This window comes from Flavicella sp. IMCC45668, from assembly GCF_057219105.1.
This window is the reverse complement of record NZ_CM170114.1, coordinates 1,330,941-1,347,426: the sequence shown is the minus strand read 5'-3', so window position 1 is coordinate 1,347,426 and position 16,486 is coordinate 1,330,941. Positions and strand designations below refer to the sequence as shown.

Sequence of the window (16,486 nt, the reverse complement as noted above, 5' to 3'; positions counted from 1 at the left end):
GATTAAACCGTTTTTTAAGAGGGATTTATGGATGTTTTAACAAAGTTTTAGAGCTATAATAGATTATAACTTGGGGTAAAAGCCAATATGAACCCATACCAAATGTTATTCATGCTTTTTAAGAAGTGCTTAATTTATTAGAAATAAGTTGTTTGATAGCTTTTTTTATAATCATTTGTTTATAGATTGGTTATTTGTGAGCAAATGCAATGGGATAACCTAATAGGTCAGCACAGTGTCTTCATGCTATTTAGTTAACTTTATTTTTATTAATTAAAAATCAATAAATTATGACAAAAAAATTACACAAAAATTTATTTGTATTGGGTGCTTTTATTTTAGCTGCTCAGTTAAGTTATGCGCAATACGTCGGACAACCTTTTTCTGGTACTGCAATTCAAGTAGGTGGGACCCTTAATACAGTTACAAAGGTAGAATTTGAAGATTATGATAGAACTTCTGGCTCTGTAGAAGGGGTAAATTCGAATGATACGAATACGATTCCACCTACAACAGGTACTTATAACGATACTACTTTAGGAAATCAAGGGGGTAATACTACTTACAGAAGTGGTTCAGATGTGGATATGAGTGATGGTGGTACTGGCATTGTAGTTCATAATACTGCAAATACAGATTATATGATATATACTATTGAGGTAGTAGAAGCTGGGCCTTACACAATTAAAGTAAATTACGGACAAGGATCTGGAGGGACTAAAGGTTTCCAATTATTTTTAAGAAATGCAAATACGCTGAGTAATGTAAAAACAATAATGACTGCTGCATTACCAGATACTGGTAGTTCAACAACTTATGCAGATTATACAGTTACAGATGTAGATTTGACTGCAGGAACATATGCGTTACATGCTAGGTTTACGGCTACAGGACCAAATTATGACTACATGTCTTTTGAAAGAACAGGTGTTGCGGCTAATGATGACTATGTTGGATTACCTTTCTCAGGTACTGCAATAAAGCTTGGAGAGACATTGGATGTTGCTAGCAAAATTGAGTTTGAAGATTTTGATAAAAGCGCAGGAAATGATAATGGTGTGAATACTAGTAGTTCAGATACTACACCAGTAACAACAGGTACCTACAATGATTCTACGGCAGGGAATGCTCAAGATTCTAACCATAGAAGTGGTTCAGATGTTGATATTAAGGTTGGTGGAACAGGTCATTATGTTCGAGATGTGGTAGGTGGAGAATACTTATTATACACAGTTGATGTAGATGTTGATGGGCCGTATACAATTGTTGTTAACTATGCTCATGGAGCTGAAGCGGGTAAATCATTTCAATTGTTTTTAAGAAATGCTACTACGTTGAGTAATGTTGAAACTATAATAAATGAAACTTTACCTGAAACAGGAAATTCAACTACTTTCGGGGATTTTTCAAAAAGTAGTGTGAATTTAACTGCAGGTACTTATGTTTTACATGCGAGATTTCCAGCAAGTGGACCAAGTTGGGATTATATGACTTTCACAAGAAACGGTGTTGCAGGAGTAGAAGAGACTAGTACTAATGCAATATCAAAAGTTTATCCTAACCCATCAGCAACAGGGATTTTTACTTTAGAAACTCCTAGTTCTTGGGAAATTATTTCGTTAGTAGGAATTAAGGTTTTAGAAGGAAATGGAACGACAATTGATGCTTCTAATTTGGCTAAAGGAAGTTATATTTTAAATTTAGGAAATACTGCTCAAGTTATTGTAATAAATTAAAAGTATTGAAATATTTTTTTAAGGCTATCTATTCTTAGATAGCCTTTTTTTTTGGGCGATTTTTCCATTAGTAAGCATTAAAGAAAGTTTTTGTCGCTTTTTTATTCAGGGATTAACTCACAAGTTGTCATACTTTTTGTTATATTCAGCCCATTGTTTTTTTATTGTTTTTATGAATCGATATTTATTAATACTTTTTTTGTTCATTGTTCAAATTCATGGATATGCTCAAAAAAATGATTTTCATTTTACAAAATTTTCTGTAGGAAATGGTCTTTCTAATAACGCAGTAATTGCGATTGAACAAGATCAATTGGGGAACATGTGGTTGGGAACAAGAAATGGCCTAAATAAGTACAATGGAGATCGTTTTGAGGTGTTTTTAAATAATCCCAAAGATGCTAATAGTCTGTCGAATAGTGATATATTGTCTTTATTAGAAGATTCTGAAGGAAATATTTGGGTAGGGACATACAATGGTTTGAACCGGTATAATCCCATAAACAATAGTTTTACTCGCTATTATAGTGAAGATTTGGTGAATCCCATCGTGAATAATGTGATCATATGTATGGAAGAGATGCCAAATGATGAAATTTGGTTTGGTACAGCAAGAGGAATTTCTATTTATAGTAAAATCACTAAGAAATTCATAAATATCAGAGTCGATAAAAATAGCAGTACAGGGTTGCCCAATAGAAATATTCAAAGAATTTTTATTGACTCTAGTAATGAAATTTGGGTTGCTACAACTCGAGGTTTGGCTCGATATGTAAGTAGAGAAAATAATGACTTTGTATTTGAAAGGTACAGAAAGCCTAGAGGTTCAGAAATAAAAAATGGATTTTTTATACAAGATATTATTGAGATCAGAAAAAATGTTCTCGGGGTAGCTACTAAATATAATGGGTTTTGGTATTTCAATACTATAAAAAAAAGATTTGTAAAAGAGGTTCATTCCAAATTATCACCAACTGCTGATGTGCGTGTCCTACAAAAAACATCTGATGGTAACATCTGGATGGGTACGACTCATGGTGTAACAATATTAACAAAAGACAGGGAAATTCATAATTTGAAATCTAGTAGAAAAGATGTTGCTAGTTTGAGTAGTAATTTTGTGAAATCTATTTTTAAAGATGACAATGGTTCTGTTTGGTTAGGTATGTATAGTGGTGGAGTAAATGTTTGGAATCCATCTAATGAAAATTTTACAAATTTTAGAAATGATGATTTAGATAATAATTTTGTCACAGATATAGTTTCTGATGTAGCATCCAACTTGTACATCGGAACCGAAGGTGGTGATATTACATTCGTTAGTAAAGATTTAAAAGTTTTGGATGTTTTTGAGGTGTCTGAAGCTAATGAAACTAGAAAATATCCCGTGCAATCCATGCATCTTTCAGAGGATAAACAACTTTGGGTTGGTGTTTTGAATCATGGAGTGTTTTTATATGATGCAGAAACTCATAAAAGATTAGAGGGGGTTATTTCAGATAGACTTATTGCGTATTTGAAAAACACAAGTATATATTCCATCAAAGAAAGTCCCAAAAATATTTTTTGGATTGCTACTTTCGGAAAAGGCTTGATACGCTATAATCATCGGTTGAAAAGTTACAGGATCTATGGGACAAATATTGGACAAGAACCGTATTTGTCAACAGATTTTATAAAAACTATTCATATTGACGGAAAAAGAAATCTATGGTTAGGTGGTTTAGGAAAACTTAACATGCTAAAGTTTAAAAAAGGGTACAAATATGATCTTTTTACTTATGATGTGGATATTGAATTTGGTGGAAATATCAAGTCAATTTTTGAAGATTCTAATAACACAATCTGGGTAGGTACAAATAGTAAAGGGCTTCAGAGATTTAATGGAAAAAAATTCGAAAGAGTTTTTCTAGATTCTATAAACCCAATTACAACTGTAAATACAATTTTACAAAATAGCAATGGTGATTTGTGGTTGAGTTGTGAACGAGGTATTGTTCAGTTTAATACTCAAAAAAATAAAGCTACCTTTTATTCGAATACAGGTTTGAGAAATCTGTATGAATACACACCGAATTCCGGAATTGTTATTAATAATTCTCAATTAATTTTTGGAGGAGAAAATGGAATTACCCTGGTAGATCCCAAAAAAATAAATATAAACAACTATGCTCCTCAAGTTGTTTTGTCTGATTTCAAAATAAAAAATAAATCAGTTAAAATTGGACAAAAAGAAGAGGTGTTAACAAAACATATATCCTTTACTAAAAAGGTTTCTTTGAGCTATGACAAAGCCAATTTTTCTATTAATTATGCCATTCCAAGTTTTATAAACACCCAGAGTAATTCTTATAAATATCGATTGGTAGGTTTAGATGATACTTGGTATACAACGAGTAAGACAGAAGTGTTTTATACACTGCAAACACCTGGTAAGTACATTTTTGAAGTAAAAGGAGCCAATAATTTTGGTGTATGGAACAATAAAGCCACGAGTTTGTTTATTACTGTAAAACCAGCACCTTGGAGAAGTTGGTGGGCATTTTTAATCTATGCTATTCTGATTGCACTCGGTTTAATTGGAATTTTTCTTGTAATGGAGTCTAAAACCAAGTTACAGCACAAACTGGATATGGAGTATTTAGAAGGAGAGAGGGTTAAAGAACTCAATGCCAGTAAACTACAATTTTTTACAAATATTTCACACGAGTTTAGAACTCCATTGACTTTGATTTTAGGACCCTTGCAACAAATTTTGGAAGATTATTCTGGCTCAAATTCGATGTATAAAAAATTAAGAGTTATCGAAAGTAGCTCGAACCATTTGTTGAGGTTAATCAACAGATTAATGGATTTTAGAAAGTTAGAAAACAATCAAGCAAATATTCAAACTGCCGAAGGAAATATTGTGAAATATTTACGTGAAATATTTTTATCTTTTTCTGAATTTGCGAAAACAGGCAATTACAACTATACCTTCGAAACAACAGATGATGAAATACTAGTTTATTACGATCGATATAAGTTAGAACGTGTATTCTATAATCTTATATCAAATGCGTTTCGCTATACTCCAGAAGGAGGTGATATTAGTCTAAAGATTAAGAAAACATCTAAAAATATAATCATCAGAGTTATAGATTCAGGAGTAGGTATTTCAGAAGAACACTTAGACAAAATATTTGATCGATTCTTTGAAGTAGCCATACACAATAACCCTGAGAAGAACTACAACAAAGGAACAGGAATAGGATTATCCATTGCTAGCAATATAGTAAAGCTTCATCATGGTACAATTAATGTATCTAATAATGCTAAAGGGGGAGCAATGTTTACGGTAAAGTTACCGTTAGGGAAAGAACATTTGAGTCCAGATGAAGTATCTGATTCTTTTGTGAAAAGTGATGATGTAAGTCAATACGTCACACAATTAGATGTATTAGAAACGGTTACAGACCAAGAAATAAACGATTTGAAAGAATCTAAAAAAGAGCTTTCTATTTTGTTGGTTGAAGACAATACTTCCTTGAGAACTTTTATGAAGGATTTATTGAAGGATGAGTACACTATTTTCGAAGCGGAAAATGGGCGTGTAGCTTTGGATTTGGCTCAAAAGAAAAAACCAGATCTTATTGTAAGCGATGTTGTGATGCCGGAAATGGTGGGTACAGAATTATGTGCTAAAATAAAATCAGATATCAATACAAGTCATATTCCGGTTATATTGTTGACCTCTAGATCTTCTTTAATTTATAAATTTGAGGGACTAGAAAGTGGTGCAGACGATTATATAAGTAAGCCTTTCAACTTAAAAGAGTTTAAACTACGCATAAAAAACATTCTAGAACTGAAGTCTCGATTAAAAGATAAATTTTCTGGAGATGATCACTTTGTGCCTAGTGAAGTGGCAGTAACTTCTAAGGACGAAGAGTTGTTAGCTAGAGCTTTTAAGGTTGTAGAAGAAAATATTTCTAATGAAGATTTTGATGTTTCTATGTTCGTATCAGAATTGGGAGTGAGTAGATCTTTACTTTTTACAAAAATAAAAGCATGGTCAAACATGACTCCAAATGAATTTATCCGTGAAATACGATTGAAAAGAGCTGCGCAATTGTTAGAACAGAATAAAATAAATGTATCTCAAGTAGGATATAAAGTTGGTTTCAAACGTCCAAAGTATTTTAGTCAATGTTTTAAAAAGAAATACGGACTTACACCAACCGAATACACAGATAAATTCTATAAAGAAAGCTAATAGTAATAATTGTATTTATTACGCTATTTGGACTTTTACTACCTCCCTTTTGGATATATGGTTCGTTTATGAATGGTAATTTTGTAATATGAATTCAAAGAAGACAAAACTCGTCATCCTTCAGGTACTTCTTTTTTTATTGGTTGTTCTAACTAGTGTTCTGATGATTTATTTGATTTGATTAAAATCGAATTAGTTATGACGCTCAATATAGTACATAACAGCTGCATATAAGTATAGAAGTATTTTTAAGTCTGTATTTTCAATTTTGATGAGAATGCATTGATATGGACATTTACTGCCATACATAATCTAACTTAATGCCATGAAAAAGTTTCGAAGTTTTTTTATAATTGTTCTAATAGCTTGTTCAAATTATGTACAAGGTCAGTCACCGAAGTCTGAAATTTCAAAACCTAATGTTTTGTTTATTGCAGTTGATGATTTAAATAATTGGATTAGTTGTATTGATAATTTTTCCAATCCTGTTACACCAAATTTTGACCGTTTGGCAAAAAAAGGAGTAACCTTTACAAATGCCCATGTTCAAGCGCCTTTATGTGGACCTTCTAGAGCATCTATTATGACAGGTTTGCGGCCTTCAACTACGGGTATCTATGGAATGACTCCTGATGAAAAAATAAGAAACGAGCAGAATACTTCTACTAAAGATATTATTTTTTTACCGGAATATTTTAAACAACATGGTTATCACACTATGGGAATCGGAAAACTTTTTCACATTCACGCACCAACGGGAGTTTTTGACGAATCTGGTGGTAGAGTAAATGGGTTTGGTCCTTACCCGAAAAAAAGGTTTGTGTGGGATGGTTATGGAAAGGGTGTGCGAGGAACACATGGAAGAACAAGTACTGATTGGGGAGCATTTCCAGAAAATGATACGTTAATGCCAGATCATCAATCTGTCGATTGGGTGATAGAACGATTACAAAGAACATATGACAAGCCTTTTTTTATGGGGCTTGGTTTTTTACGTGTTCATGTTCCTCTGTATGTGCCTCAAAAATGGTTCGATATGCACCCGATTGAATCGATACAAACACCTCCGTATTTAAAAGAAGATTTAGATGATATTCCACCTGTAGGATTAAAAATAAATGATTTACCTATGATGCCATCTACAGAATGGGCGAAAACTAGGGGAGAGTGGAAAAAAATCATACAAGCTTATATGGCATGTATGAGCTTTGTAGATTATGAACTAGGAAGGGTGTTGGATTCGCTTGAAAAAAGTGAACATGCTGATAATACGATTATTGTTTTATGGTCTGATCATGGCTATAGATTAGGTGAAAAAGGAACATTTGCCAAACATGCATTATGGGAAACAGCTACGAAAGCACCATTAATGTTGGCAGGTCCAAATATTCCAAAAAATATAAAAGTAACCGCTCCTGTTGAGATGTTATCTATTTATCCAACACTATTAGATTTATGTAAATTACCTAGATACAATAGAAATGAAGGGGAGAGTCTCTTGAAAAATATGGGCACTTCGTATTCGGAAAACCAGGGGTATGCATTAACGACATATGGTAGGAAGAATCATGCTATTAAAATAGATGGGTACCGTTATATTCAATACGAAGATGGGAAAGAAGAGTTCTATGATCACTCTATCGACCCCAACGAGTGGTACAATAAAATCCATGATAAAAAATACGATAAGATTATACAACGCATAAAAGAGCATTTACCTTATATAAATGCTTCGTGGTATGAAAATTCTAACTATACGTTTCAACCTTATTTTGTTGAGCAGAAAAAGCGGATGAAAAATGAGGTTGAAAATTAATATCCTTTGTGAAATGAAAAAGTTTAATGTCGTACTCATTTTGTGTTTGTTTTTAGGAAGTAACTCTTTTTCTCAGAAGGATTTAAGGTGCGAATCAAAAACGACTCCAACGGGGATAGCTATCAATAAACCTCATTTTAGTTGGACATTTATAGGTGATACAAAATGTCCAAAACAAGGAGGGTATAGAATTATGATGGCAACTGCTCCCGAAAAATTAAAATATCCAGACCTTTGGGATTCAGGCCCAACAAGTTCATCACAATCTAGTGGCATACAATATTCAGGAGAACCTTTAAAAAACGGACAACGTGTATACTGGAAGGTTATTATTTGGGGAAACAATCGAGGTGCCTCCCATAGTGAGGTAACTTGGTTTGAAACGGGAGAAATAAAAAATCCTGAAAAAGCTTTTCAACCTAACGTTTTTTCTAAAACTAGAGCTGGAATTACTAAAATCGATATTGACGGTAAAAATGAAGGTAGAATATTTGAAGGAATTGGTGCGGTGAGTGCTGGTGCTTCTACAGATTTATTATATGATTATATAGATCCTGTTAGAAGTCAAATTTTAGATCTTTTGTTCAAACCAAAATTTGGAGCTGCTTTTCAACATTTAAAAGTTGAAATGGGTGGAGGAGAAAATTCTACTTGTGGGGCTGAACCCTCACATGCTTTTACAAAGGAAGAATTGAAAAAACCAGTTTCTAGAGGCTATGAATTTTGGTTGATGAAAGAAGCCAAAAACAGAAACTCCAATATGATTCTGGAATACCTTCCTTGGAGTTTTCCAGGTTGGTTAAAACCAAATATTTACTCTCAAGAATCTGCTGATTATTTTGTCGCTTTTTTAGATGTTGCCAAAAAGAATTGGGATTTAGACATAGATTGGGTGGCAGCTGCGGAAAACGAAAATGGTACAGATAGCAATTGGTTGGTAGACCATATGAGACCTACTTTAGACGCTCGAGGTTATCAAAATGTAAAAATTCAAGGACCTGATGATAACAGTGGAGACTGGAAAATATTCGATGATTTTGAAAAAGACAAGGAGTTTGACAAAGTGATAGAAGCTGTAGGTTATCATTACGTAACAGGAAGAGAATTTACGGATGATATGGTTGATGGTCGTGGTCGACCGACAACTGTAAAAGCAAAAGAATCAGGAAAACCACTTTGGGCAAGTGAAGATTGGAGCTGGACAGGTAAAGATTGGGGCGGGGCAGGAGCCTTAAACTTAGCACGATTGTACAATAAATTTTACATTCGAGATCAAATTACAAAAACACTTATTTGGGCACCAATTGGTTCTATATACAAATCTGTAACTTGGGATAAAGCAGGTGCTATGAAAGCGAATGAGCCTTGGAGTGGTTATTATGAAGTTTGGCCAACAATTTGGGCTACAGCACATACAACACAATTTGCAACAGCAGAAAATTGGCAATATTTAGACGAAGCTTGTGGATTGTTTGACGCATCAACCTATAAAGGAAGTGTTGTGACTTTAAAAGATATAAGTACTGCCAATTGGAGTATGATTATTTGTACTGAAAATGAAGAAACATTAGAAGTAAACATTAAAAAAGGGTTGGCGCATGAAAAGGTGTATGTTTGGAAATCTGATCGAGATAATCAATTTGTAGAACTGGCAAATATCACCCCTAGAAAAAGGTCATTTACAATACAACTTGACTCTAAAAGCATTTATTCTTTAACAACAACCATAGGCCAACAAAAAGGAATCTATGAAATTCCTAAATCTAAAGCATTTCCATTTCCGTATAAAGAAGATTATGAAGACAGAAAAGTGGGTGATTTACCAAAATATCATTCAGATCAAAAAGGGAGTTTTGAAATCGCTTTAAAACAAAATGGAACTCATTGTTTGAAACAAATTGCACCTGAAGCTGGATATGATTGGATGCGAATCTATAGAAGGCCTAACATAAAACCACATACGTTAATTGGCGATGTAAATTGGAGAGACTTTACCTGTAGTACAGATGTTTTTATAGCAGGTGGAAATGTAGAATTAGGAGGACGTGTAAAAGGGAGTTTTTTGAACGGTTATAGATTTATGATAGAAAAGAGTGGTAGCTGGAAGTTACTACATAACAAGAAAACTTTATCGAAAGGAACTATAATTGGCTTTGATGGTAACATTTGGCATCAGTTAAAAATAAAGTTTCAAGACAAAGATGTTGAGGTTTTTGTAGATAATGAATCAATTTCAAAGGCAACGCATGTTATTAGTAGTGGTTATGTTTCGTTAGGGAGTTCATATCATCCTAATCTTTTTGATAATTTAAAAGTAACCAATAATAAACCAATGAAAAAAAATGTTTCCAAAAAGTAAAGTTTCGTTTATGAAAAAAAATAAAATTTTAGTTTGTGTTTGCAGTTTTATTTTAATGTTGATTGCTTGTGAAAAAGAAAATTCGAAGCAGGGTTTCAGTGATATTACTAATCTTGAACAAGGATTTAAAAACCCGCCAAACGAAGCCAAAGCGAGAACTTGGTGGCATTGGATTAGCGGTAATGTCTCTAAATCAGGTATCACCAAAGATTTAGAAGCGATGAAAGCAGTAGGTATTCAAGAGGCTCAATTATTCAATGTACATTTAGGTTTTCCCCAAGGGCCAGTAAAATATTTAAGCGAAGAATGGTTAGATTTATTTAAGTTTTCTGCTGAAGAAGCGCAGCGTTTGGGCTTAGAAATGGCATTTCATAACAGCGCAGGTTGGTCGTCTTCTGGAGGGCCATGGGTAACTGAAGAAAATGCAATGCAAACAGTGGTGTTTAGCGAACTTACTGTTGAAGGGGGTAGAACAATCCAACTAAATATACCAAAACCTAAAACCAAATTTGATTATTATAGAGACATCGCTGTTTTGGCCTTTCCAAAACCCAAACAACATATAAAAATAGATGGATTAGATTATAAAACATTGTCCGATAGAATCAGAAATCATTTGCTACCAGACATGAAGCAAATACCTGCTGATGCCATCATAAATAAAGAAAGTATTATTGATGTTACTTCTAAGTACAGTAAAGAAGGAATTTTAAAATGGAATGTTCCAAAAGGTGAATGGATTATTCTACGTCTAGGACATACTCCAATAGGAACAACGAATAGACCTGCACCTCCAGAAGCGAAAGGCTTAGAGGTAGATAAAATGAGCAAAATAGCGGTAGATGCTTATTGGAAATCGGGTGTACAACCAATTATTGACAAATTAGGAGATTTAGTCGGTAACACAGTGAATAATTGTTTAATTGATAGTTACGAGGTAGAAACTACCAATTGGACTAAGGGATTCGACAAGCAGTTTAACAGTTTAAGAGGTTATAGTTTAACGTCGTATTTACCAGCCTTAGCAGGATACTATGTGGATAGTGGAGCGGTATCAGAAAGATTTCTTTGGGATTTTAGAAGAACTATTGGTGACTTAATAGCAGAGAATTATTATGCTCATTTTGGAGAACTATGTCATAAAAACAGGATGCGATTTTCTGTTGAACCTTATTGGGGACCTTTTGATAATATGCAAGTTGGTGCTCAAGGCGATATCGTCATGTGTGAATTTTGGAGTGGAGGTTATCCGTTTTTCGATTCACCAAAATTTGTGTCTTCTATAGCACACTTAAATGGTAGTGCGATTGTAGGTGCAGAGTCTTTTACAGGAATTGGTGGTTGGGACAAACACCCAGCTAACATAAAATCAATTGGAGATAGAGCTTGGGCAGAAGGTATTACACGATTCATTTTTCATACATATGTACACCAACCTTGGGATGTAGCTCCTGGTTTGGCTTTAAGTTATCATGGTTTTGATTTTAACCGTTTAAACACTTGGTGGAAACAGAGCAAAGGATATATGGATTATCTAGCGCGCTCACAATATTTATTACAACAGGGAAAAAATGTTGCCGATGTTTTGGTGTTTACAGGAGAATCATCGCCAAATACAGGCTTTATAAAACCAGAAATTAAATCCATGGGTTTTGATTATGATTTGATTGGAACAAATAAATTAAAAGACTTAACCGTTAAAAACGGGACGATTTATTCGGCTGTTGGAAATACATACAAGCTTTTGGTATTACCAGAATCAGATTTTATCAAACCAGAAACTCTAAAAAAAATAGAAGAGTTAGTCAATGGAGGCGCAAATGTTATTGGAAAAAAAACGTTACAATCGCCAAGTTTAACCAATTATCCAAATTGTGATGTTAGCGTTAAAATGCGTGTTGATTCCTTATGGACAAAAGGGTTGGTAAAAGAACTGTCGATTGAAGAAGCTTTAAAAAATAAAACACCTGATTTTATACTTGAATCTAGTGATAAAACAGATTTGAGTTTTATCCATAGAAAGACAACTGATGCTGATATTTATTTTATTGCGAATGCTAGAAAAGAAGCCAGAAAAATTAACGCACGTTTTCGAGTATCAGGAAAACAGCCTGAACTGTGGAATTCTGAAAATGGCAGTATAAGAGATGCTGTCGTTTTTAAAGAAAATGACGATGAAACAACTTCAGTGACTTTGCAATTAGGCATGGAAGAATCAGTTTTTGTTGTGTTTAAAAAGCCTGTGAATCCAAACCACTTAGTGGAAGTTTTTACAAAACTAGAACCTACTGCAATTGAACCTCTTTCTAACTTAGAAATTGTAAAAGCAGCGTATGGTACCTTTTTACAAGAAGGCTTAATAGACATTACGGATAAAGTGAATGATGCTATCAATAACGGAACTTTAGATTTTAAAATGAGTAGGGCGTTTTGTGATTGCGATCCTGCAATGGGTTATAAAAAAGAGTTCAGGATGGAGTACCAAATTGGTGATGTTAAAAAGCAGATTTATGCCGAAGAACGAGAGCATATTCATATTGATGCAGGAAATAAATCGCTAAAAGTTTTAAAGGCAGTATTTGGTAAGTTTAAAGGAGAAACCACCGGTATTCCTCAGTATTATAAAACTTTTGATGTTACTGATAGAATTCAAAACCTAGTAAGCTCAGGAACATATGATATCTTGGTGTCTAATCGATTGATCGATAATAACATTCCACAAGGCGATAAAACCGTTTTAAAAATTACCTATAAAACTGATGGAGAAGAACGCACTGTATTTATTCCCAAAGGACAACGTTTAAAATTATCAAAAGATGCATTAAAACCTGAATTAGAATTTGAAAATGATGGAATATATTGGACAACACCTTATGTTGGTAAAGTAAATTATACGTTAGCAACGGGAGTAACAAAAACTGAGGAAGTGATATCTGTTCCACAACCAATGGAGCTATCAGGTACTTGGGAAGTTTCTTTTCCAATAACCTCAGAAACTTCAAAAAAAGAAATCTTTCCTAATTTGATATCTTGGACAGATGCCAAAGATGAGGCTGTTCAATATTTTTCTGGAACTGCATCCTATAAAAAAGATTTTGTATTGTCAGAAGAAATGCTTCAATCGAATAAAAAGATAGCCCTAGATCTAGGAAGTGTATCCATCATTGCTGAAGTAATAATCAACGGTAAAAGTGCAGGTGTTTTATGGAAAGCTCCTTTTAGAATTCCTATTGATGAATTTGTGAACAAAGGACAGAATACACTTGAAGTTAAAGTGACCAATTTATGGCCCAATCGATTGATTGGAGACGAACAGCAATCTCTAGATTACTCACGAAAAGGCAATAAAATCAAGGCACTTCCAGAATGGTTATCAAACCCTAAATCACGAGAGTCTAAAAGACAAACGTTTGCTTCTTGGAAACATTGGGATAAGGAGGACCATCTGTTAAGTTCAGGACTGTTAGGTCCGGTAAAAGTGATATTTTTTGAAACTGTAAAGCTAGAGAACTGATGATTAAATATGTTTGTTTATATCTTTTAATGTTTTTTTGTTTGTTGGGTTGTGTAACGAAACCTAACAAACAACAAGTAACATCTGAAAACAATGAAAAAGTGGATTACTTTGCCGATAATGGCTTTGGTAATGCAGTCGCAATTGTACAACATCCTTCAGGGGTTTATCATAAAGGCATTACTTATGTTGCTTACCAAGGAACATTAGAAGACCCTTATGTCGCTTCTTATAACCATAATACCAAAAAATGGAAAGGACCATTTAAGGCAGGTGCTAGTGAAATGGGTAAAGACCCAAATCGAAAGAAAAAGATTGACAATCATGGTAAACCAGCATTGCTCATAGATGATGCAGGATATATTCATATTGCATTTGGAGGACATGGAGGAACACCTAATGATGGTGAAAATCCATTAGGAAATCATCATTATGGAAAAAACTTACATGCAGTTTCTAAAAAACCTTTGGATATTTCAGAATGGGAAACTCTTGATAATATTTCGTTATTCGGTACTTACAGTCAGTTTGTGAAAATGGATAACGGTGATATCTATTTGTTTTATCGTCATGGTGCCCATAGAAGTAATTGGGTGTATCAAAAATCAACTGATAATGGTAAAATATTTGGAGAGCCCGTTTCCTTTTTAAAGCATAAAAGAAGAACAAAAATAGAAGCTGAAGATTCATGGTATCCATGGATTTCTAAAGGTAATGGAGACGAGATTATTGTAGCATTTGATTATCATATTTGTAGAGATAGCAAAAACGGACAAGATTCAAGAGGTCATATCCCAGAAAGGCATAATTTGTATTACATGGTTTTTGACACCAAAATAGGGGAATGGAGAAATGTTAAAAATGAACTTTTAGAAATGCCTTTAATCAAAGAAATAGCAGATCAAAAAACATTGGTAAGCGAGATAGCTGAGGATTGGACTTTTCAAGGTATAACTGATTTGGACCCTGATGGAAATCCACATATTGGTGTATTGGTTGGACCTGATGTTGGTAAAAAAAGAAGTGGTCCTAAACGTTTGCAACTTTTTAGATGGGATGGAAAAGAGTGGTTACAAAGTAAGAATACGGATATTCCAAGAGGTAATGGTGATTTAGAAGTGAAATCTGCAAAAGAAGTTAGCGTATATCTAGAACATGCAGGTGATAATGATGTTGGAGAAATAAGTAGATGGGATAGCTCTGATGGAGGAAAATCGTTTAAAAAGAGCAATGTTCTTTTAAGTAGAAAAAATGCTGGATTTGTGATTTCTGCTTTAATCGATAACCCGCATCCAGATGCAAGAATAATTGTAGGTGAAAAGGAAAAAGGCTCAGATTTTAAGAAAATGTATCTCTTAGGGGATAATGGACCAATTCAGCGTCTTAAAAAAGAAAGTGATATTAAAAAAAATATAATCAATAAATAAAAACTAAAATGAAAATTATTAAAAAACTATCTTTAGGGATATTCACATTGAGCATTTTAATTTCTTGTGGTAAGGGAGTTAAAAAAGTGGCAGATAGTTCGACAACCAAAACACAAAATCCACCAAATATCGTATTCATTTTATCCGATGATCAATCATGGACAGATTATGGTTTTATGGGTGATAAAAACATAGAAACTCCTAGATTAGATCAGTTTGCTTCGGAGAGTTTAACGTTTAAGAAAGCATACGTGCCAACACCTTTATGTTCTCCGTCTTTAGCAACAATAATTACGGGGTTGTATCCTAAAGATCACGGAATCATTGGAAATGATAAGGTTTATGATAGGAGTGGGAATCGTAAAGCAAATAGAGCAAAAGCATACAAACCCGTTATTGAGGCTTTTGAAAAGCAAACAACACTTCCAGATATTTTAAAAGAAAAAGGATACCTATCGTTTCAAACAGGAAAATGGTGGCATGGAAATCATAAGATAGGTGGATTTGATTATGGAATGACTCATGGAGATCCTAAAAGAGGTGGTCGTCATGGAGATTATGGTCTAAAAATAGGAAGAACAGGATTAGACACAATTCACAACTATATAGACTTGGCAGCAAAAGAAAAGAAACCATTTTTTTTATGGTATGCACCTTTCTTACCTCATAGGCCTCACAATCCACCGCAACGTTTATTAGATAAATATTTGAAAAAAACAGATTCTCAATCATTAGCAAAATACTGGGCTATGTGCGAGTGGTTTGATGAAACTTGTGGTCAGTTATTCGATTTGTTTGAAGAAAAAGGCTTAACCGAAAATACATTGTTCGTATATGTGTGTGATAATGGTTGGGCGCAACATCCCGAAGAAGAAGGGTATTTAAAGCATTCTAAGCGTGCTCCATACGACATGGGAATTCGTACCCCAATCATGTACAAGTGGAAAGGGAAAATAACTCCTAAAATGGACAATTCAACTATTTCTAGTAGTATAGATATGGTACCCACAGTATTAGATGTTTTAGGTATTAAAAAACCAGAAAACTTACCTGGAGTAAGTGTTTTGGATGAAAAAGCACTTACTGAGCGTAAAGGAGTTTTTGGCGAAGTATATGCACATGACTTTGATACCATAGAGAATAGCATGTATTACAATATGGCTATTTTTCCTCCCTATAAAATTATCGTTCCGGATCCTGTAAGAAAGAAAGGAGAAGTTGTACAATTGTTTGATATTGATAATGATCCTTTTGAAAAAAATAATATTGCAGAAAGTCATCCAAAAGTTGTAGAGGATTTAATGGCAAAAATCACTGCATTTAGAGTGGAATAATTCAAATTGTTATAAAGAAATATTCAGTCGAAATGTATGGAGTCA

7 protein-coding genes are annotated in these 16,486 nt (G+C 33.7%); all 7 read left to right on the top strand.

Features of this window, described 5'->3' with window-relative positions; genetic code table 11:
• Positions 1 to 290 precede the first annotated feature (290 nt).
• The 7 genes from AC2DZ0_RS06010 to AC2DZ0_RS05980 all read left to right on the top strand — a co-directional run bounded on the left by AC2DZ0_RS06010 (position 291) and on the right by AC2DZ0_RS05980 (position 16,441).
• Positions 291 to 1,736: a T9SS type A sorting domain-containing protein gene (locus tag AC2DZ0_RS06010; protein WP_484644337.1), complete on the top strand. Its 1,446-nt coding sequence runs from the start codon at positions 291 to 293 to the stop codon at positions 1,734 to 1,736.
• Between the two features lie 199 nt (positions 1,737 to 1,935).
• On the top strand, positions 1,936 to 5,991 hold the full coding sequence (locus tag AC2DZ0_RS06005; protein ID WP_484644336.1) for a hybrid sensor histidine kinase/response regulator: 4,056 nt from the start codon (positions 1,936 to 1,938) through the stop codon (positions 5,989 to 5,991).
• Between the two features lie 325 nt (positions 5,992 to 6,316).
• Positions 6,317 to 7,807, top strand: coding sequence for a sulfatase (locus tag AC2DZ0_RS06000; protein ID WP_484644335.1), 1,491 nt, complete (start codon positions 6,317 to 6,319; stop codon positions 7,805 to 7,807).
• A gap of 13 nt (positions 7,808 to 7,820) precedes the next feature.
• Positions 7,821 to 10,166 carry a glycoside hydrolase family 78 protein gene (locus AC2DZ0_RS05995; protein WP_484644333.1) on the top strand — a complete coding sequence of 782 codons (2,346 nt, stop codon included), beginning with the start codon at positions 7,821 to 7,823 and terminating at the stop codon, positions 10,164 to 10,166.
• Positions 10,167 to 10,176: 10 nt separating this feature from the next.
• The gene (locus AC2DZ0_RS05990; protein ID WP_484644331.1) at positions 10,177 to 13,680 is read left to right on the top strand and encodes a glycosyl hydrolase; all 3,504 of its coding nucleotides are present in this window, start codon (positions 10,177 to 10,179) and stop codon (positions 13,678 to 13,680) included.
• Between the two features lie 101 nt (positions 13,681 to 13,781).
• Positions 13,782 to 15,107 (top strand): BNR-4 repeat-containing protein, encoded by a 1,326-nt coding sequence (locus AC2DZ0_RS05985; protein ID WP_484644330.1) that lies wholly within the window; start codon positions 13,782 to 13,784, stop codon positions 15,105 to 15,107.
• Positions 15,108 to 15,115: 8 nt separating this feature from the next.
• Positions 15,116 to 16,441 (top strand): sulfatase family protein, encoded by a 1,326-nt coding sequence (locus AC2DZ0_RS05980; RefSeq protein WP_484644328.1) that lies wholly within the window; start codon positions 15,116 to 15,118, stop codon positions 16,439 to 16,441.
• Positions 16,442 to 16,486 lie beyond the last annotated feature (45 nt).

Excerpts from the sequence above, each read along its gene's own strand:
- AC2DZ0_RS05990 (WP_484644331.1), top strand. The coding sequence starts at position 10,177 with ATGAAAAAAAATAAAATTTTAGTTTGTGTTTGCAGTTTTATTTTAATG.
- AC2DZ0_RS05995 (WP_484644333.1), top strand. The coding sequence starts at position 7,821 with ATGAAAAAGTTTAATGTCGTACTCATTTTGTGTTTGTTTTTAGGAAGT.
- AC2DZ0_RS06010 (WP_484644337.1), top strand. The coding sequence starts at position 291 with ATGACAAAAAAATTACACAAAAATTTATTTGTATTGGGTGCTTTTATT.
- AC2DZ0_RS06000 (WP_484644335.1), top strand. The coding sequence starts at position 6,317 with ATGAAAAAGTTTCGAAGTTTTTTTATAATTGTTCTAATAGCTTGTTCA.
- AC2DZ0_RS05980 (WP_484644328.1), top strand. The coding sequence starts at position 15,116 with ATGAAAATTATTAAAAAACTATCTTTAGGGATATTCACATTGAGCATT.